Raw genomic sequence first — 18,174 nt, forward strand, 5'->3', positions numbered from 1 at the left:
GGCGGGCACGCGGCACTCGCCGTGCCGCTGCCCGTCCCGGTGAGTTTGCGAACTGCCCGGCGTTCGCCCGGTGGCGTCAGCAGGTGCCGGTGTGGCGTTTGAGGACCACGAGCTTGTGGCGGTACATGCGGCACAGGGCGACCAGGAGGTGGACCTGCTCACCGGGGCCCAGCGGGCGCAGCCGCTCGACGAGGTCGTCGGGGTGCAGGTCCACCTCGGTGCCCAGGCGCTGGTTGAGGATGTCGCGGGCGAGGTCGTGCTCGCGGGCGCCGATGACCAGGCGGTCGGCCTCGCACAGGTCGTAGGTGTCGGGCAGCGGGAACCGGACGAGTTCCTCGGGGTAGCGGGTCGCCATGAGCTGCACGGCGGTGTTGACCAGGCGCGCCACCAGCGCCGCCGCCCGGTCGAGGTCGTCGAGCATGACCGACAGCTCGTTCACCGTCACCGTGTCGGGTTCGAACGCCGGCGGCGAGTCGATGTCGACGTCGAGCCGGTGCAGGGCCAGGGTGATGTTGTCCAGCACGCGTTCGGGATCGACGAACACCTGCCCGGGGCGGCCGGTCTCGACGCTGGCCCGGGGGTGCCACGGGTCGAGGAACTCCCGCACTTCCTCCGCCCCGTACACGCCGGGGTCGGGTAAAGGTCGTCGGGGACGCGGGAACTGCTCCACCAGATTGCCTCCTCCTGTCGAATCGCTGCCGGGTCGCCGTGGTGACGTCGTCACCGGCCGTACCTGCGGTGTCCCTGCGGGTATACCCGTTACGGGCCGCGGGTAAGAAAACGGGACTGCGGACGTGCGGGATGCCGGAACCCCGCACCGGATCGCGACCTGCCCGGGAGGCCACCGACGCCCGGTCGCCGGTTCACCACCGGTTCCACCCACGACCACCGCGATCCACCTCGACACCGGCGTTTCGGCGGCCGTCCACCGGTGTAGCCTGAGGTGACCGAGGGCATGTCGAGCGCTGGTGGTCGAGCCGTCGCCGCCTTGGGCGCACGACGAGGTCCGGCGCCCGCGGTCGATCCCTGTCGACGGAGCGCCCGCGCCCCCGTGAACGACCCGTCCCACCGGGTCGTCCTGTCGCGGGCACGACGGGCCGCCGCGAGATCGAGCCTCATCGTTCCCCGTCACGGGAGCCGAACCCACCTCTCGCCGCCAGGAGCTCGTCCACATCGGACTGTCCGGTCGACCCACCGCACGCCGGCGCGAGCCGGAGATCGGAGCACCGACATGACGTCGGAACCGCACCACCCGGCCACGACCGCGTCCGCGACGCGGGTGGAGGGCCTGTCACGCGCTGTGCTGCGCCTGCGCCTCAAGCCGGTGGCGCCGCACCGGGGACACGTCGACGGCGCCTGGTGGCCGAGTTCGCGCGAACTGCCGGCCGAACTGCCCGGCCTGCTCGACGCGGTGGCCGATCGGCTCGGTTCCGTCGACCGCGTCGTGTACGCCTCGACCTTCTGGGGTTCCGCCCCGAACCGGCTCGAACTGGGTGGTCGCGTCGTGGCGCTGGAGGGGCTCGCCGCGTTGGACACCGACACCGTGCACATCACCGGTGGCGACCAGCGGCGGATCGACCTGCTGGTGATCCCCCCGGAAGCCTCCGGCGCCGCGGCCGACCGCGCGATGGCGGGCGCGGCGTCACCGGACAACGACCACCTGCCTGCGGCCATCCTCGCCACCGCGGGTATCCGCGCCACGTCCCGGAACAGGTACCGGAACAGGTAGGAGCCCCGACCACCTCCGACAGCGGGTCCCTCGGAGGTGGCCCGGACCGGGGAGGTCACCGCGTGGGGGTGTTCCCCCTGGGCCGGGTCGGTCCGAGCACCGGCCGTTGCGGGGCGGCGCGAACACGGGCGTTCCACAGGTGCCGGTCGGCCGCGAGCGGCCGTTCCCGGGCGGCTGCCGCCGCGTGCACGGGGTTCGTGCAGGCCACCAGGCCGTTCCGGGCCAGGATGTCCTCCACGGTCTCGGTGGCGTCCGCGGTCGCCGTGGACCGGAGCACCGCGTGCGCGGTGTCGTCCGGCGCGCGCGGCGGCACCACGAGCAGCCGGACGCGGGTTTCACCGTCAGCCGCGGCGCTCCGCGCGGGGCGTCGACGGGATCTGTGGTGAGCGCGTTCGAGGTCGTCCCCGTGGTTCCCGCCTCCGGCGGGTCGCCCCGCCGGATGTCGTCCTGCCCCGAGGCGGCACCGGCTTGACCACCGGCGCTCGACAGGCCCTCGGTCGTCCCACCCTGCGCCGGATCACCCGTTCCCCGCCGCACCCGGCCGGCGGCTCCGCGGGGATCCCCCACCGGCGCGGAAATCCGCCGGCGGCGCCAGCCGGCGGACCACGGCCGCGCCTCGCGCATTTCCGCGAGGCCGCCGGAAGACCCGACCCGGCGCCGGCCGGAAAACCGGACTGCCCACACCCGGTGGGCGTGGGCAGTCCGGGTGGACGGGGCGCGCGACCGGGACCACCGCGCTCCGCGACACCCCCCGGTCGAGCGCCTCTCCCCCACTTGGGGTCGAGGCTGCTCTGCGGCCATCTTGGCCGGGCGGGGGTGGCGACGGGCGGTCCCGACGTCACGCCTGCACTCCCGTCCTGGTCGCGAGGTCCGGCCGTTTCGGGCACTTTCGTCGAAAAAGACCCGCGTCCGATCACGGGAACAGGACTTCCTCGACGTGGCTCACGTTACACCAGAAACCGACTGATTCCGGATTTCCCGGCGAAATATCGTCCGTGGAAATTCGGCGAAAAGTCATTGCCGACGACCGGTGCGGGGCGAGCGGGATCCCGCCGTGGACTTCCGAGGCCGCGGGGTCAGCGACCGGTGGAACGAGGTCGCCGGCGTCGGCCGGCGTTGACCCTGACGCGCCTGCGCCACAGCGGGCCGCGAGCCGCGGCTGGGCCGTCCGGCACGTCGGGTGCTCGGGGCGCGCCCTCGGGCGCGGGCGCGTCCGGTCGGTCCGGGGACGTCACGACGCGGCCTTGTCCCCGGTGGGGCGCATCTCCCGCCGCAGCCCGTGCGGCACCTCCCGCGGGTCGAGCTCGTCGTCGGCTTCCCGGCGCCCCGCCCTCCCGGGGCCGGCCGCCCGCAGCCCCGGCGCAGTGGCGGTGCCTGCCCGCGCAGCGGGTATGCGAACGTCGTTCCAGTTCAGGATGTCCTCGATGGTGGTGGTGGTCGAGTCGACGTCGGCGGCGGCGCGCAACGCTGCCCTCGCGGCGCCGCCCGGTGTGGTCGGCGGGACCACCAGCAGCAGGGTCCGGGTGTGGCCCGGCCCGATCGCGGTGACCGAGTGGGGCTGCCCGGTGTGGAAGCCCTCCATGCGCACCACCGCGTCCCGGACGACGAGCTTGCGCTCGCACGGGCCCCACGTGTCGAGGTTGTAGGAGATCCGCAGCACCGGCCTCCCCAGCTCGGCCATGGCGGTGATCAGCAGGGGGAACTCCGTCATGGGGTCGGTGGACCGCGGCCACCAGCCCCCGTCGACGGACCCCTGTGCCCCGGCGCGCGATTTCGTGGTCAACCGGCACCCGGGCCCCGTGGTCGGGCTGGTGGTGGGACTGGGCTGGTTCAAGGTCATCTCGGCGTTCCCGCCTCCGGCCGGACGGGCCGGACCTCGTGGTGCGCCCAGGGCGACACCGGCTCGAACGCCGGCGCTCAATGCTCCCTCGGTAGTCCTCACACTACACCCGAAAATCCTTTTCCCCGATTTTCGGTGAACCCCGACCGGATTTATCGAGAACACCACCCGGGCCGGTTCCACACTGATTCCACGCGACAATCACGTCCGCGCCGCCACCGGCGGCGCATTCGGGTGAGGACCCGCGGAAGTGCTTTCGGTGCGGCGGGGCGAGGTGCCCTGTCGTGAAGGCCGAGGAGGCGGAACGGGGTCGGTTCACCTCCCGGCGCGGAGCCACCGCACCTGCTTGCCGAACATCCCGCTCAACCGCCGGACGGGCCGCTGCTGCTCCGCGTCCAGGGCCGCGAGCACCGAGATCGCGCCGGTGAGGGTCGGGATGAGCCACCGGCAGGCGCCCAGTTGCCGCTGGATGTGGGCGACCTCCGACGAGGTGGACACCGACGCGGTGGCGCCGCCCTCGACCGCGGCGCCGTCGGCGGCGTGCAGCTTCCTGCCCAACGCCCCGCTGTAGCCGGTGACCGCCAGCGCCGCTCCGGTCAGGACGAGCTTCGCGGCGGCTTGCAGGGCCACCCAGCGCTGACCGGCGACCAGGTCCCGGTTCGCCCGCAGCAGCACCGCACCGCCCACCAGGTGCACCCCGATGGCGAGGGCGCTCACCGGTCCCCAGCGCGACCAGGGGTCGTTGGCCGCCTCCGGCCGCATCGCGGGGTCGGGGACGTCGGCGGCGGCCCCGTTGACGGCGACCGCCCCCGCGAGGGAACCGCCGAACCAGGCGGCGAGCCCGATGTCGTGCATGGCGTGGACCAGGGTGTCGCGCTTGGGCATGGTCTTCCTCCGGCTCGGACCCGCGTCCGTCGGCGCACGCGGGAGGTCATGGGGCGTCGGCGGCGCGCGGCGACCGGTGAGGTCCGTCCGCGATGTGATCGGGAAGCCCGTGCCTCCCGCGGTCGGCCACCCCGATGGCCAGGGCGTAGGCGTGGGACAGATCGGGCCTCAGGTCCAGGACGACGTCCAGGCCGGTCGCGACCAGCGGAGCGACAACGGCGTGGTGCCGAGCGACCACGCACAAGCCGCCGCTCCCCGCCGCGCTCCCCTCCGCCCTGGCCGTGACCAGGGCACTGAGCCCCGCCGCGCTGAGGAAGCCGACGGCGGTGAGGTCGACGATCAGGTAGCGGGCACCGCCGTGGACCCTTTCCAGGATGTGTTCCAGGAGGGTCGGAGCGGTGGACATGTCGATGTCCCCGCCCACCTCGACCACCTCGGTGCCCGGATCGACGGGGTGGACGACGACGGTCAAGGCGGGAACGGTGTCGGCGGTCCCGGTGGTCGGTGCGGGTGCGTTCGACGAGGTGCGCTGCGAGGTGCCGCTCACGGTGGTTCTCCTCACCAAGTGTGACGAGACCGCGGGTCCGGGCGGTTGCTGGACGAGGTCGGCACCAGCAGTGCCGCTCCCCGTTCCACCGTCGCGGCCGTCGTGCCTCTTCGATCGGCGGACCTCGCACGAGCCGGAGCCGTGCTCGACGCCGCTGCGGGTTGATCCCGGTCCCGCCCGTTCCCCCGGGCGGGACCGGTCGTCGGACCGGAGGGCTCAGCCCGTCGGGGCGCGGTGTCCGGCGCGCAGGGGTGCGCCGGCGTCGTGCAGGTGGCGCAGGACCTGGGCGTAGGAGGAACGCAGGCCGGCTTTGCTGTAGGGGATGCCGTTGCGGGCGCAGAAGGCCTCGACCACGGGCTGCGCGCGGCGGAGGTTGGGGCGGGGCATGTGCGGGTAGAGGTGGTGCTCCACCTGGTGGTTGAGGCCGCCCAGCAGCGCGTCGACCCACCGGCCGCCGGTGACGTTGCGAGAGGTGAGGACCTGCTTGCGCAGGTGGTCCAGCCGCTGCCCCTTCGCGATGATGGGCATCCCCTTGTGGTTGGGGGCGAAGGAGCAGCCCAGGTAGACCCCCATGAGGCCCTGGTGGACGGCGATGAACACGATCGCCTTCAGCGGGGACAGCACCAGGAACACCGCGGTCAGGTACGCGGCGGCCGGGAGGAGTTGCAGCGCGGCCTCCCGCCAGGGGCGCTTGAGCTCCCCCTGCCACAGGGCCTGGAGACCGGAGATCCGCAGCACGACCGCCTCGGCCAGCAGGAGCGGGAAGAACAGGAACGCCTGGTACTTGGTGATCCACCGGTACAGGCCCTGCTTGGCGCCCGCCTGCTCGCGGCTGAAGGCGATGGCGTGGATCTCGATGTCGGGATCCTCGTCCTCGTGGTTGGGGTTGGCGTGGTGGCGGGTGTGCTTGCCCACCCACCACTGGTAGCTGATCCCGGTCACGCCGCCGTGCAGCTGACCCACGAGGTCGTTGTAGCGGTGGGAGCGGAAGATCTGCCGGTGCCCGGCGTCGTGGCCGATGAACGCGAACTGGGTGAGGACGACCGCGAGGAGCACCGCGGTCAGCACCTGCCACCACGAGTCGCCCAGCAACACCATCATCGCCCCGGCCACCGCGAGCAGCAGGACGTTGACCGTCATCCGCGTCGCGTAGTACCCGCGCCGCCTGTCCAGCAGGCCGGCGTCCTTGATTTCTCGCGTCAAGCGGGCGAAGTCACTGCCTTGTCTCGCATCGGTGGGTTGTGCCGTGGCGGTGCGTGGAGTCATGAAGGTCTGCTTTCCGGATGAACGGATCCACCCGAGCTGTTTTCCCGGTCACCGCGGTGTCCGCGACCTGAGGAGCGGAAGGGGGACCGTGGGACGGGGGATCCGGCCGATCGGCCGGCACGACCCGCTGCGAGGAGCAGGGGGGCCGCGGAAGCGCGGCCCGTTGGACGCCCTGGAGGTTCTAGTGGTTCTGGTGGGCCGAGTGGCCGTGAAGCGCATTCGCCCGTCATCGAGTTGAACGCGGCCGATGACCGGCTTGTTCCCGTTTTCGCCCGCGTGTGCCGCACGGCACGTGCCCGCCCATCCACCGCAGACCTCCCGATCGCGCCTGGTGTGACCACAGGCCGCCGGGGTCCGGGGCGGCATTACCACTGCGACGGCGCCGTCGAATCCCGATGGGCGCCACCGCGGTGACCTCTACGGTCGCACCCACCGGACGTCCCCGCAACCCGACCGCAGCCCGGCGAGACCGGTTGAGGTATTCGGAGTACCCTGGGGTTGTCGCCCCGGCCCCCGGCGAAGCTGATCGGACCGGATGCGCTTCCACCGGGCGAGTCGGGATTTCCCGCACGCGACTCGACACCGCATCGGACACCGCACACCACCACGCGAAGGACGAACCGATGTCGACGACCGACGTGCTGATCGACCCCCTGGCACCCGACACCGCGAGGCGGGCCGAGCAGTCCTGCCCCGCATGCCCCCACCCGGCGGATACCCACGACTCGCTCGCACGGCGGTTCTGCGCCGCGACCCTGGCCGGCGAACTGCGCCGGGGCTGCCTGTGCCCCGGTGGGTCGAGCAGCGCGACCTACGGCAAGTCGGGCGCGGGGAACATCAGCGATCGGGCTTGACCCCGGGCCGCCTCACAAACCCGATCCGAACGGTTTTCAGGACTTCGAGACCTCTCCACGCCCCGCGTCGACGAACCGGGGGAAGTCGTCCCGCCGCGTTCGCCGGCGCGAAGCGGGTGCCGAAGGCGCGTCCGCAACGGTCCGCGGCGACGGCGCCCGGGGGGCCGGCGACTCGGCGCGCACCCGGGCGAGAGCCCCGGCGTCGATCATCCTTCGACGGCCACCGGGTCACGGCGGGTAAAGTGGGAAGATCGCATTTCCACGATGTGGAAAGTTCGGGTGGTTCGCCCGACCAGGTGACTGGGAGGTCTCCGGATGGCCGGGTACACCCCCAGTCGGTTGGCGCAGGTGAGCCGCTGGATCGCGGAGAAGGCCACCGAACTGGGCGTGCCCGTGTCGGTCGACGCCCTCTGTCACACGGCCGTGGTGCGGTTGGGCGTGAGCGGCGCCGTGCTCACCCTGGACACCTCCGGCTGGCCGGAGATCAGGTGCGCCACGGACGCGGTGGGTGAACGCCTGGTCGAGTCGCAGGTGACGGTGGGCGAAGGACCGGCCGTGGACGTCTGGCGCGGAGGCGGTCCGGTGCTCGTCGCCGATCTCGACGCCCCGTCCAGCCAGGCCCGGTGGCCGATGTTCGCACCGCTGGCGGTCGAGACCGGAGCGGCCGCGCTGTTCGCGCTGCCGCTGTGCGTCGGCGCGATCCGGGCCGGGGTGCTGTCGCTGCACCGGCTCGACGTGGGCCACCTCGACGCCGCGACGCTCACCGACTCGCTGGCGTTCGCGGAACTGGCCCTGCGGCTGCTGCTGGACGAGCAGGCCGGCCTGGACGCGGTGGGCGTCGTCGAGGACGGCCTGCCCCTGCACAGCCCCCACGTGCACCAGGCCACCGGGATGGTCGCGGCGCAGCTGGGCCTGGACATGGCCGACGCGTTCGCCCACCTGCGCGCACGGGCGTTCGCCGAACAGGTGCCGCTCAGCGGGCTGGCCGCCGACGTCGTGGGCCGCCGACGGCGATTCGACCGCGACGGGAGGCGACCGTGAACACGCACGGAACACGACCGCGCTCTGAGCACACCAGCGGAGGTGGCTGCGATGGACGGTGACCGTCTCGTTGAGACGTTCGTCGAGTTGGCCGACACCCTGGTCGACGACTTCGACGTCATCGACTTCCTGCACATGCTCGTGGACCGGTGCGTCGAACTCCTCGACGTCGACGCCGCGGGACTGCTGCTGGCCGACCAGCAGGGCAGGCTGCGGCTGATCGCGTCGTCCGACGAGCAGACCCGGTTGCTGGAGCTCTTCCAGCTCCAGAACGACGACGGGCCCTCCCTGGACGCGTTCGCCACCGGCACCAGGGTCGGCCACCCCGACCTGTCGGACGCGGGTGAGCGGTGGCCGAGGTTCACCGCGGCGGCCACCGAGGCGGGGTTCGCCGCCGTGGACGCGGTGCCCATGCGCCTGCGCAGCGAGGTGATCGGCGCGCTCAACCTCTTCCGCAACCGGTCCGGAGAGCTGGACGCCACCGCGCTGCGCACCGCCACCGCGCTGGTCGACGTCGCCACCATCGGCCTGCTGCAACAACGTTCGATCCACCACCACCAGGTGCTGACCGAACAGCTCCAAGCCGCGCTGACCAGCCGGGTGATCGTCGAACAGGCCAAGGGCCTGATCGCCGAACGCCTCGGGATCGACATGGACACCGCGTTCGCCGCGCTGCGCGGCTACGCACGCGGGCACAACCTCAAGCTGAGCCGCGTCGCCCACGACGTCATCACGGGCGACGTCGACACCTCGGAGTTCCTCGGCGCACCGGGCAGGACCAAGCCACTCCGGAGCTGACCGGCCGGTCAGCCGCTCAGCGGCCTCGTGCGGCGTCCGACCAGGTCTCGGAGTTCGGGGGTGGGCGCCAGTCCCAGGTCCCCGTGGAGGAGGCGGCTGAACCGGTCGAACGCGTGCACCGCCTCGGACCGGTTGCCCTCGGCCAGGTGGACGCGGATGAGGGCGGTCTGGGCGGTCTCCCGCAGCGGGTCGGCGCGGACGACCACGCCCGCCGCCGCCGTGGCGTCGCCGAAACGCCGTGCTTCGACCAGGCCGTCCACCACCGCCTCCAGCGCGTGGAGCCGGAGTTGGCGCCAGTCCTCGACCTCGAAGGCGAGCCAGTCGTCGTACCAGAGCGGCAGCAGTTCCGAGGACAGGGTGGAGACCGCCTCCACGCTCAGGTCCTCCGCGGCGTGCGGACCGGCTCCCAGCAGGCGGTGGGCGAGCGCCTGGGCGTCGCGCAGGTCGACCGGGACACCGGGCGCGAGCTCCAGGCTCGACGGCGTGACCAGCAGGGCGTCCCGGCAGGCGCGGTTCATGCGGATCAACGTCGACCTCAGGGCCGCGTAGGCGTGTCCCTCGGTCGCGTCCGCCCACAGGGAGCCCGCCACGAGCAGTCGCCCCACCGCCCGGGGACGCAGGGCCATGAACGCCAGCAGGCGCTCGGCCCCGCCGGAGACCGGGACGGTGCCGGCTCTCCCGGTGAGCCGGAACCCGTCGAGCAGCGCGACGCGCAAACCCCCTTGGTTCGCGGGGGGCGCCGATCGCGCTTCCGGCACCGCGAGCGGGGTCATGAGCCTGGTGTCGGCGTCGTGTCGAAGAGACCCGGACAAATGATCACGAGATGACCTTTCGGCTTCGCCTTGCACGTCGTCGTGCGCCGAATCCGCGCACTCACGACCGAATCGGAGCCGGCTGCGGTGGAACCGTCGACTGACGTCCTGCGAGTCACGCTACCAGCGCGAGCACGGCGAGCGGCCCGGGTCTTCAGGTCCCTTGCCACCGCTCGGGAACCGTCGTGCGCGAGCCCGGGTGCGCCACCGCTCAAACCACCCGTTCAGGGGTTCGCTCCCGGAGCCCGCCCGACACGCGGAGCGACCCGGTCCCTTCCAGGGCCGGGTCGTCGTCGGTCCGCCGTGTCCGCGGGTCATCTCGGCGCTCGCCCGAGTGCTACGACTCGCAGCTGCTGCGGAGGTCCGGCGGCACGCCGACAGGACCGCAGGAATCGGTGTTGTCGCCACCGTTGAGGGTGTCCTGGGCGACGTCGGTGCCGGGGCCGCTGAGCGTGTCGTCGCCCGCGGAGCCGTTCAACGTGTCCGTGCCGAGGTCGCCGTTGAGGAAGTCGTTGCCCACCTGGCCGGTGAGCGTGTCGTCGCCGGCGCCGCCGTGGATCGTGTCGATGTAGGCGGTGCCGGTGACGGTGTCGTTGCCATCGCCACCGTAGATGGTCTTGCCGGGATTGGCGCTGGTGCAGTCGATCGTGTCGTTCCCACCGGAACCGAACACCGTGGTGTCGTTCTGCGTCACGTTGGGACCGATGGTGCACGGGACCGCCGCCGAGGCGACACCGGCCCCCGTGAAACCGCCCAGTACCAGGGCGCCTGCCGCCAGGATCGGGTAGAGCTGTCGAGTTCGCACTTCGTCCTCCGTCTCATCTCCGGGAATTCGGATGACCACAGCGTGTTCCAGGGGGCGTTACCGGCGCGTGACGCGGCCGTTCGACGACCCCCGCGCCGACGACGTCTCCGGGCCGCTGCGCGCCGCCGACCTGCACGACCCGGCGGGCTGGTCCCGCTTCGACACGGGGTCGCCGGACGCGGCGGCGCGGCACTTCCGCACGGCGCTGATCATCGCGGCACGGGGTGAGCACACGTCGCCGGCGTCCAACGTCTACTACCGGCTGGGACGGTTGTCGTTGCGACACATCCGCACCGCCGCCCACGGTGGCGCGTCGAACGCGCTGCCGGTGATCACCACCCCGATCGAGATGATCGGCCCCGCCACCGTCACCAACGCCTCGCTGCTGCGCCTGGGGCTGTTCCGGATCGCCGAGGTCGGCCCGACCGGCAGCCTCACCCTCACCACCGGCGTCGCGTTCACCCGAGGCAACGTCCTCGGCCACGGCGGCGGCATCCTCAACCGCGGCGCGGTCACCCTCACCGGCAGCACCTTGACCGGCAACACCGCCAACAACTGCGTCGGCAGCACCCCCGCCGTCCCCAACTGCACCGGCTGACCGCTCTCCGGCGACGCGCACCGGTTCTCCCCGAGCCGCACCGGACACCGGACCTGGACGACACGACCCCGGCGGGGGTCGTGTCGTCCAGGTCCGTCGCCTATCCCTGCTCGGGCAGCTCGGGCACCACCCTCAGGGCGCGGTTGCTGCGCGGTTCGGTGCGCGTCTTGGCCTCGTCGACCTGGCGGACCAGGTCGTCGCGGACCTCGCCCAGCGCCGCTGACAGATCGCGCCGCGAGGACGTGGCGACGAGGTGCAGGCGGGGGTGCCGGTTGATCCAGCACTCCAGGGTGACCCGTTGCTCGACGCCCTCGCGGTCCTTCAGGCTGATCTCCAGGTCGATCTGGTCGGCTCGGAACGACCGCAACCGCGTGCCGAGGGCGTCCAGGTGTTCCACGACCCAGTGGCGTTCCGATACGTGGAACCCGGTCGCGAGCCGAAGCCGCTGGGCGATGACCGTTTCACCTTCGGTGGTGTCGCGCATGAGCTTTCCGTCCTTCGTGGTCGGTGTCGGTGTCGGCTCGCGTCAACTGGCAGGAGCACGGTGTGGCGAACACCCGGTGGAACACCGCCGCGTCCGCGTTGCCCTCCCCGGCCGTGCGGTCGGGCTCACACGCGGGCATGCGGGTACTCCGGTGAACGGTGCTGGAACGAGAGGATGCCGGGGTTCAGGATGGTCCCCTCGCGGATCTCGACCGCGCGCCGGACGACCTCGCTGGAGTCCCAGGCCCCGGTGAGGACGGGGCGCAGGTGCGGGAGCAGCGCTTCGCTGATCTCCCAGGTCGCCGAGTTCCACAGGTAGGACGGGCTGTGGTCCACGCCGTAGTAGCGCACGTGGTCGCCCACCTCGAAGTCCGGCTGCGCGAACGAGGTGGGGCGCGCCCACTCGAAGCCCATGCCCGCGTCGCAGGAGACGTCGACGATCAGGGTTCCCGGGGCCAGGGCGGGCAGGTCGTCGTCGACGAGGAACACCAGCGGCGCGTCGGGGTCTTGGAGGACGCAGTTGACGATGATGTCGTGCTCCGCGAGGAACCCCGCCAGCGGGACGCGGCCGGAGTCCGCGGAGACCTGGCTGCGCCGCGGATCGGCGTCGTCGTGCCCGAAGTGGACGATCCGCGCGGAGTGGATCGGCGAGCCGACCTCGGCGACCGCGCGGTTGGTGAGGACGTCGACGTCGTGCACGCCGTGCGCGTTGAGGGCGGTCACGGCGCCCCGTGCGGTCGCGCCGAAGCCGATCACGGCGGCGCGCAGCCGACGGCCGTAGTCGCCGGTCGAACCGATCCGCTGCAAGGCGTGCAGCACCGAGCAGTAGCCGGCGAGCTCGTTGTTCTTGTGGAAGACGTGCAGGCCGAACGAGCCGTCGGGCTTCCAGTGGTTCATCGCCTCGAAGGCGATGAGGGTCAGCCGCCGTTCAACGGCGAGCTGGGTGAGCTCCTCGTCCTGGACGCAGTGCGGCCAGCCCCACAGCACCTGTCCTTCCCGCAGCTCCGCGACGTCCTCGGCGAGCGGCTTGGGCAGCAGGACGACGTCGCACCGGGCGATGAGCTGCTCGCGCGGGAGCAACCCCGCCACGGATGCCGCGAGTTGCTCGTCGGAGACGCCGAAGCGCTCTCCGTAGCCGTGTTCGAGGTAGATGCGATCACGGAGGTCCGCGTCGATCCGGTCCAGGTGCAGCGGGTGCAGGGGGAGCCGGAGTTCGTTCTCCTTGCGGGAAGTCGCGATGACCCCGAGGCTGAGCTGGTCCACGTGTGTCCTGTTCGTCGGTGTGGCGACCGCGCTCGCGGGGTGCGGGTCGGCGCTGCCGCCGGACGGGACGGCGGTGCGACGGGAGATGTCAGTCGTGGCCGGAGCCGGGTGGCCGGAGCGCGGTGGGCGCCGCCAGGTCCGGCACCCGGTCCATGTCGGGGCTGAGCCAGCGGGTCACCTCGGCGTGCCCGTGAACGTCCACCGCGGCCTGCGCGTCGTCGACCGCCCAGGGCCGCAAGGCCGGTCGCTCGGTGGTCAACGCCAGGGTCGAGCACGTCGACGTGCTCATGTCGGCACTCCAGTCCTCCGGCCGCGCCATCCGACCGGGTGACATGTGATCACATCACCCGAGACGGAACGCCGGGCCGTTTTGGTGGGTCGACGGTTTTTCGGAGAAACGCCACCCCCACTTCGAGGCTACACGCACCGCACGCCCGTTCGGATCAAATCCCGGGTTGAATCCGCAATCCGCTTCCCGGGGGTCGGCTGTGAATTGTGGCGCCCGGCATCCCGGGGGTACCCTGCGGTTTACCGGCTCAACCGCGAACGGCGGCAGCAGGAGAACTGTTTCGACCGCATTCCGGTTGATCATGACCTCATTGCTGTAGGATCGAGTTGTCGAGAACATCCCGCACCTGGGCGGTCAAGCCCACGTCGTACTCGGCGAAATGTGGAACCGGCCTCGTTCCACGGCCGGAGACGGGAGTTCCGACATGACGTCGGCGCCCCACTTCCCCGCGGTCCCACCGGCCGCGGCGGTCATCGAACGACCTCCCCGGCGACTGCGGTTGCGGCCGAAGGCGACCACCGCGGGGCACGTCCACGGCACCTGGTGGCCGCGCTCCCGGAACCTCGTCGCCGAACTCCCCGCGTTGCTCGCGGCACCGGCGGTTCGGCTGCGCGACGTCCTGCGGGTGAGCTACGACCTCTCCGAGTGGAACCCCGCACCGCGTCGCGTCGACACCGACAGCCGCCAGGTCCGGCTCGACGGGTTCACCTCGCGGCCCGCGCACACCGCGGACCTGGTCGCGGCGGACAGGCACCGCCTCACGCTGCTCGTCGTGCCGTCGAACACCGACCCTGCCACCGCGCTCGGCACCACCGTGTCGACACGACGCACGACCGACCCGACCCACATCACCCCCGCCGGCCGGGCAGCAGACGGCGGCCGGGTTCCGGAGCAGACGAGCAGGAGCACCTCATGACGACATCGCCCTACCTGTCCTCGTACGAGCGCAGGGTCGAACTGGTCCGGGAAACGCTGTCGGCGCACTCCGAGATCAGCCTGGAGGAAGCCCGGGCTCTCGCCGTGCACGTCCTGGGCGCGCTGGACCACATCCCGGAGAAGGTTCGCTGATCGTCGACCGGGTGCGCTCGGACTGCCCGAGCGCACCCGCTGTCGAAGGGCGTGCACGAGCACCCGGCGATCCCGTCCCGCGCACGCGGCGCGGTCCTCACCGGCGCCGCTGTCGACGTTTCCCGTGCCCAACCCCACCCCCACCCGAAGGGTATTTCGTGCTTCGCACGTACGGTTTCCTGAGCACGTACCCGCCCACGCAGTGCGGCCTGGCGACGTTCGCCGCCGCCTTGCTGCACCACCTGACCGCGGTGACGCCGGGCAGCGAGGGCCGGGTGGTCCGCGTCCTCGCGGAGCCGGACCGCGAACCCGCCGTCGCGGAAGGGGCGGCGGTGGTGCACCGGATGGCTCCCGGCGCGGTCGAGGCCGCGGCCGAGGTGCTCAACGACTGCGACGTGGTCGTGGTCCAGCACGAGTACGGGATCTACGCCGGCCGCGACGGCGAGGACGTGCTCGGCGTGCTCGCCCGGCTGAGGGTGCCGGTGATCGTCGTGCTGCACACCGTGCTCACCGAGCCCACACCCGGCCAGCGGCAGGTGCTCGACGAGGTAGTCGGGCACGCCGACACCGTGGTGACCATGTCCGAGGCCGCGCGCCGCCGACTCGTGGACGGCTACACCGTCGAGCGACCCGGTGAGGTGGCCGTGATCCCGCACGGCGCGCTCCCCGTCGAGCCGCCCGCCCGCGAACCGTCCACCGACAGGCCGCTGATCCTGACCTGGGGCCTGCTGGGGCGCGGCAAGGGCATCGAGTGGGCCATCTCGGCGCTGGGCGCGCTGCGCGACCTGAAGCCGCGTTACCTGGTGGCCGGCCAGACCCACCCCAAGGTGCTGGCGCACGAGGGCGAGGACTACCGCAGGAACCTGCGCAACCGCGCCATCGCGTGCGGGGTCGCGGACCTGATCGAGTTCGACCCGACCTACCTGGAGGTGGACGCGCTGGCGGAGCTGGTCGGCCGCGCCGATGTCGTCCTGCTCCCCTACGACTCGTCCGAGCAGGTCACCTCCGGCGTCCTCGTCGAAGCGCTGGCCGCTCGCAGACCGGTGGTCGCGACCGGGTTCCCGCACGCCGTCGAGATGCTGGCGGACGGGGCCGGGCTGCTGGTGCCCCACCGGGACCCGGCCGCCATCGGCGCGGCGCTGCGGCGGGTGCTGACCGAACCGGGACTCGCGGCCGGGATGAGCACCCGTTCGGCCGGCCTCGCCCCGGCGCTGAGCTGGACCGCGGTCGCGAACCGGTACCGGGACCTGGTGGAAGACCTGCTCGCCGCCCGCGTCGTCGTGACCACGTGACCGACCCGAGCTTCGCCCACCTGGTCCGGCTCAGCGACGACACGGGCTTGTACGAGCACGCCGACGGGCCGCTGCCGCGCAGGGAGCACGGCTACTGCCTCGACGACGTCGCCCGCGGCCTGGTCGTCCTGTGCCGCGAGCCGGAGCTGCCCGCCGACCTGGTCGTCCTCGTGGAGCGGTACCTCGCCTTCACCGCGCACGCGCAGACCGCCGACGGGCGCTTCCACAACCGGCTCGGCCCCGACCGCGGGTGGCGGGACGAGCCGGGATTGGGCGACTGGTGGGGACGCGCGCTGTGGGGGCTGGGCACCGCGGCCGCCCGGTGCCCGGTGCCCTGGATCCGCACGGCCGCCCTGACCCGCTTCGAGGCGAGCGCCCACCACCGGCCGCCGTCGGTGCGCTCGACGGCCTTCGCCGCGCTCGGCGCCGCCGAGGTGCTCGGCGCCCACCCCGACCACCCCCTCGCGGCCAAGCTGCTCGGCGACATCGCCTCGTACGTCGGCGAACCCGGCGACGCGCCGGACTGGCCGTGGCCCGAGCACCGGCTCTTCTACGCCAACGCCGTGCTGCCCGAGGCCCTGATCGCCGCGGGCCACCTCCTCGGGGACGGCACGGTCCGCGACCACGGACTGCGGCTGCTGGACTGGCTGCTGACCGTCGAGTCACGCGACGGCCGCATCTCCCCGACCCCGACCGGCGGTTGGCGCACCGGCGAACCCCGCCCGGCGTTCGACCAGCAACCCATCGAGGTCGCGGCGCTCGCCGACGCCTGCGCACGCGCCCACCGGGTGACCGGTGACCGGGCGTGGCTCACGGGCGTTCGCCGCGCGGTCGCCTGGTTCGACGGCGACAACGACGTCCACGTGCCCCTGCACGACCCGGAAACCGGCGGCGGCCACGACGCGCTGGTGCCCGGCGGTCGCAACCGCAACCAGGGCGCCGAGTCGACCCTGGCGCTGATCTCCACGGTGCAACACGGCCGCACCCTGCTGGGGAGCGCCGCGTGAACGCCATCGTCACCCGCACCCCGCTGCGGCTGCGCCCGGACCCCCGTCGGGTCATCACCAAGCTGTTCGTCCCGGGCGAGGAACGGCCCGAGCACGAGTCGCGGTCCGCGGCCGTGATCCGGCGGGTGATGGCGCTCGACGAGGGGACCGCGTGCGCGGCACTGACCCGCACGCTCCGCCTGTTCGAGGGTCGGCACCGCGACGTCCGGGCGACCTTCGCCGACCACTTCGCCAGCGTCAGCCACCGCCTCCCGGCCGGCGTCGAGCTGTCCGAGTCCCGCCGGCTGCTCATCGGCGCGTACTTCACGCACGAGTACGCCGTCGAGGGCGCCGCGCTGTGCAACCCGTCCATGGTCGCGCACCCGGACCAGGGCGGGTTGGCGCCGGGGCACTTGAGATTCGTGCTGAGCGTCCGCGGGATCGGCGAGGGCCACCTGTCGTCGATCGGTTTCCGGACCGGTGTGATCGGCCCCGGGGGCGCGCTCACCGTCGAGCCGCTCCCGGACGTCACCACCACGGGGCTGCTCAGGGACTCGGTGTACGGGAAAACCCCCTTCCTGGCCAAGCTCGCCGAGCTCGGCCACGACGACGAGGTCTCCGCCGTGCTGAACCGGTGGCTGCCCGCGCGGTTCACCGACGTCGAACTGGACCGGGTGCTGGCCGACCTCCACCCGCGGTTGGTCGCCCGCCAGGAGGCGCACCGGACCGTCGAGCTGATCCGGTGGATCGCCGCGTGCAACTACACCTCGGAGTTCCCCGGCGACACCGAAGTCGGCGGCCGGGTGCTCTGGCCGACCGGCCCGTCCGAGCGCCAGGGGATGGAGGACGCCAGGTTCGTGCGCTTCACCGACGAGGACGGTGGCCAGACCTACTACGCCACCTACACGGCGTTCGACGGTGTCGACGTCGCACCGCAGCTGTTGCAGACCGACGACTTCCGCACCTTCCGGGTCACGCAGATGACCGGCTCGGCGGCGCGCAACAAGGGCGTGGCGCTGTTCCCCAGGAAGATCGGGGGCCGGTTCGCGGCGCTGTCGCGCGGCGACGGGGAGAGCACGGCCGTGGTGACCACCGACCGCATCGGCGACTGGAACGAGCCGCGGCCCGTGGAGGCGCCCGGCAAGGACTGGGACCTCGTCCAGGTCGGCAACTGCGGCTCGCCCGTCGAGACCCCCGAGGGCTGGCTCGTGCTGACCCACGGGGTCGGTCCGATGCGGGTCTACTCGATGGGCGCGATGCTGCTCGACCTGGACCACCCGGAACGGGTGTTGGCGACCCTGCCCGAACCGCTGCTGCTGCCCGCCGACGACGAACGCGACGGCTACGTGCCCAACGTCGTCTACTCCTGCGGCGGCCTGCTGCACGGCGACACGCTGGTGATCCCCTACGGCGCGAGCGACTCGACCATCGGGCTGGCGACCACGTCCCTGTCCGACCTGGTGGCCGCCTTGACCGGACGTCGGGCCGAGTCCCGCTGACGAGTCCACGACGGACCCACCGCTTCCAGCGGCCGGTCGGCGCCCGAGACCTCACCCCTGATCGGGCAGGTCACCTGCCCCCGCACCCCGCCACCGGTCCCGGGCCGCAACCGCCCGGC

The 18,174-nt window shown here is 72.4% G+C and carries 21 protein-coding genes; 10 read left to right on the plus strand and 11 right to left on the minus strand.

Annotated features, from left to right (window positions below; all coding sequences use genetic code 11):
* Positions 1-76: 76 nt before the first annotated feature.
* Positions 77-625: a hypothetical protein gene (locus ABD223_RS30365; RefSeq protein WP_344040037.1), complete on the minus strand. Its 549-nt coding sequence runs from the start codon at positions 623-625 to the stop codon at positions 77-79.
* A gap of 606 nt (positions 626-1,231) precedes the next feature.
* Between ABD223_RS30365 and ABD223_RS30370 the strand changes: the two genes are divergently transcribed.
* A complete protein-coding gene (locus ABD223_RS30370) occupies positions 1,232-1,729 on the plus strand; it encodes a DUF5994 family protein (protein ID WP_344040038.1) in 498 nt (165 codons plus the stop codon).
* Between the two features lie 55 nt (positions 1,730-1,784).
* Here the strand turns inward: ABD223_RS30370 and ABD223_RS30375 are convergent, their stop codons facing one another.
* The 5 genes from ABD223_RS30375 to ABD223_RS30395 form a co-directional block, all read right to left on the minus strand.
* Entirely contained in the window at positions 1,785-2,042 is a 258-nt protein-coding gene (locus ABD223_RS30375; RefSeq protein ID WP_344040039.1) for a hypothetical protein, read from the minus strand.
* 918 nt (positions 2,043-2,960) lie between these two features.
* Entirely contained in the window at positions 2,961-3,569 is a 609-nt protein-coding gene (locus ABD223_RS30380) for a DUF5994 family protein (protein ID WP_344040040.1), read from the minus strand.
* A 315-nt stretch (positions 3,570-3,884) separates the two neighbouring features.
* Positions 3,885-4,454: a hypothetical protein gene (locus ABD223_RS30385; RefSeq protein ID WP_344040041.1), complete on the minus strand. Its 570-nt coding sequence runs from the start codon at positions 4,452-4,454 to the stop codon at positions 3,885-3,887.
* A 46-nt stretch (positions 4,455-4,500) separates the two neighbouring features.
* Positions 4,501-5,001 carry an STAS domain-containing protein gene (locus ABD223_RS30390; RefSeq protein WP_344040043.1) on the minus strand — a complete coding sequence of 167 codons (501 nt, stop codon included), beginning with the start codon at positions 4,999-5,001 and terminating at the stop codon, positions 4,501-4,503.
* Positions 5,002-5,217: 216 nt separating this feature from the next.
* Complete coding sequence (locus ABD223_RS30395; protein ID WP_380646825.1) at positions 5,218-6,204, minus strand: fatty acid desaturase family protein; 987 nt, start codon at positions 6,202-6,204, stop codon at positions 5,218-5,220.
* A 686-nt stretch (positions 6,205-6,890) separates the two neighbouring features.
* Between ABD223_RS30395 and ABD223_RS30400 the strand changes: the two genes are divergently transcribed.
* The 3 genes from ABD223_RS30400 to ABD223_RS30410 all read left to right on the plus strand — a co-directional run bounded on the left by ABD223_RS30400 (position 6,891) and on the right by ABD223_RS30410 (position 8,960).
* Complete coding sequence (locus ABD223_RS30400; protein WP_344040045.1) at positions 6,891-7,121, plus strand: RGCVC family protein; 231 nt, start codon at positions 6,891-6,893, stop codon at positions 7,119-7,121.
* 315 nt (positions 7,122-7,436) lie between these two features.
* Positions 7,437-8,162: a GAF and ANTAR domain-containing protein gene (locus ABD223_RS30405; RefSeq protein ID WP_344040046.1), complete on the plus strand. Its 726-nt coding sequence runs from the start codon at positions 7,437-7,439 to the stop codon at positions 8,160-8,162.
* 51 nt (positions 8,163-8,213) lie between these two features.
* On the plus strand, positions 8,214-8,960 hold the full coding sequence (locus ABD223_RS30410) for a GAF and ANTAR domain-containing protein (RefSeq protein ID WP_344040047.1): 747 nt from the start codon (positions 8,214-8,216) through the stop codon (positions 8,958-8,960).
* A gap of 8 nt (positions 8,961-8,968) precedes the next feature.
* On the opposite strand, the gene ABD223_RS30415 is transcribed toward ABD223_RS30410, so the two are convergent.
* Both ABD223_RS30415 and ABD223_RS30420 read right to left on the minus strand, forming a co-directional pair.
* Entirely contained in the window at positions 8,969-9,676 is a 708-nt protein-coding gene (locus ABD223_RS30415) for an AfsR/SARP family transcriptional regulator (protein WP_344040048.1), read from the minus strand.
* Between the two features lie 433 nt (positions 9,677-10,109).
* Positions 10,110-10,577 (minus strand): calcium-binding protein, encoded by a 468-nt coding sequence (locus tag ABD223_RS30420; RefSeq protein WP_344040049.1) that lies wholly within the window; start codon positions 10,575-10,577, stop codon positions 10,110-10,112.
* A gap of 67 nt (positions 10,578-10,644) precedes the next feature.
* Here ABD223_RS30420 and ABD223_RS30425 point away from each other — a divergent pair, with 67 nt between their 5' ends.
* On the plus strand, positions 10,645-11,175 hold the full coding sequence (locus tag ABD223_RS30425; protein ID WP_344040050.1) for a hypothetical protein: 531 nt from the start codon (positions 10,645-10,647) through the stop codon (positions 11,173-11,175).
* A 100-nt stretch (positions 11,176-11,275) separates the two neighbouring features.
* Here ABD223_RS30425 and ABD223_RS30430 read toward each other — a convergent pair whose 3' ends face one another.
* From ABD223_RS30430 to ABD223_RS30440, 3 genes are all read right to left on the minus strand, one after another.
* Entirely contained in the window at positions 11,276-11,659 is a 384-nt protein-coding gene (locus ABD223_RS30430) for an HPF/RaiA family ribosome-associated protein (protein ID WP_344040051.1), read from the minus strand.
* 125 nt (positions 11,660-11,784) lie between these two features.
* Positions 11,785-12,921: a N(5)-(carboxyethyl)ornithine synthase gene (locus ABD223_RS30435; protein ID WP_344040052.1), complete on the minus strand. Its 1,137-nt coding sequence runs from the start codon at positions 12,919-12,921 to the stop codon at positions 11,785-11,787.
* Positions 12,922-13,009: 88 nt separating this feature from the next.
* Entirely contained in the window at positions 13,010-13,210 is a 201-nt protein-coding gene (locus tag ABD223_RS30440; protein WP_344040053.1) for a GNAT family N-acetyltransferase, read from the minus strand.
* 424 nt (positions 13,211-13,634) lie between these two features.
* Between ABD223_RS30440 and ABD223_RS30445 the strand changes: the two genes are divergently transcribed.
* The 5 genes from ABD223_RS30445 to ABD223_RS30465 all read left to right on the plus strand — a co-directional run bounded on the left by ABD223_RS30445 (position 13,635) and on the right by ABD223_RS30465 (position 18,055).
* Positions 13,635-14,126, plus strand: coding sequence for a DUF5994 family protein (locus ABD223_RS30445; RefSeq protein WP_344040054.1), 492 nt, complete (start codon positions 13,635-13,637; stop codon positions 14,124-14,126).
* Positions 14,123-14,278 (plus strand): DUF6307 family protein, encoded by a 156-nt coding sequence (locus ABD223_RS30450; protein WP_344040055.1) that lies wholly within the window; start codon positions 14,123-14,125, stop codon positions 14,276-14,278. The genes ABD223_RS30445 and ABD223_RS30450 overlap by 4 nt, the downstream gene beginning before the upstream one ends.
* A gap of 158 nt (positions 14,279-14,436) precedes the next feature.
* Positions 14,437-15,570: a glycosyltransferase gene (locus ABD223_RS30455; RefSeq protein WP_344040056.1), complete on the plus strand. Its 1,134-nt coding sequence runs from the start codon at positions 14,437-14,439 to the stop codon at positions 15,568-15,570.
* A complete protein-coding gene (locus ABD223_RS30460) occupies positions 15,567-16,577 on the plus strand; it encodes a hypothetical protein (RefSeq protein WP_344040057.1) in 1,011 nt (336 codons plus the stop codon). The genes ABD223_RS30455 and ABD223_RS30460 overlap by 4 nt, the downstream gene beginning before the upstream one ends.
* Positions 16,574-18,055, plus strand: coding sequence for a glycoside hydrolase family 130 protein (locus ABD223_RS30465; RefSeq protein WP_344040058.1), 1,482 nt, complete (start codon positions 16,574-16,576; stop codon positions 18,053-18,055). The genes ABD223_RS30460 and ABD223_RS30465 overlap by 4 nt, the downstream gene beginning before the upstream one ends.
* Positions 18,056-18,174 lie beyond the last annotated feature (119 nt).

The organism is Saccharothrix xinjiangensis (genome assembly GCF_039527585.1).
In the GTDB taxonomy this organism is placed as follows: domain Bacteria; phylum Actinomycetota; class Actinomycetes; order Mycobacteriales; family Pseudonocardiaceae; genus Actinosynnema; species Actinosynnema xinjiangensis.